At 46.5% G+C, this 273-nt stretch carries 1 protein-coding gene; it reads left to right on the forward strand.

The window, feature by feature from the left end:
* Nucleotides 1–273 (forward strand): sigma 54-interacting transcriptional regulator (locus AAEY78_RS13100; protein ID WP_352339742.1); only part of this gene is annotated, 273 nt, incomplete at both ends.

The following is a 273-nucleotide window of genomic DNA, read 5'->3' on the forward strand; positions in this document are numbered from 1 at the left end:
GCGGTACACTGTTTTTAGATGAAATAGGTGATATGCCGCTGCAAATGCAGGTTAAGTTGCTGCGCGTATTGCAAGAGCGCAGTTATGAGCGAGTAGGCGGCACTAAAGCGATTCAGGCCGATGTACGCATTATTGCTGCAACCCATCGTAACCTCGAAACTATGATAGAGGAAGGCACGTTTCGTGAAGATTTATACTACCGATTAAACGTATTCCCCATTGAAAGCCCGTCGCTTACCCAGCGTGCCGATGACATACCTTTGCTATTAAAAG

The sequence above is a fragment of the Psychrobacter sp. 16-MNA-CIBAN-0192 genome (assembly GCF_040309565.1).
In the GTDB taxonomy this organism is placed as follows: Bacteria; Pseudomonadota; Gammaproteobacteria; order Pseudomonadales; family Moraxellaceae; genus Psychrobacter.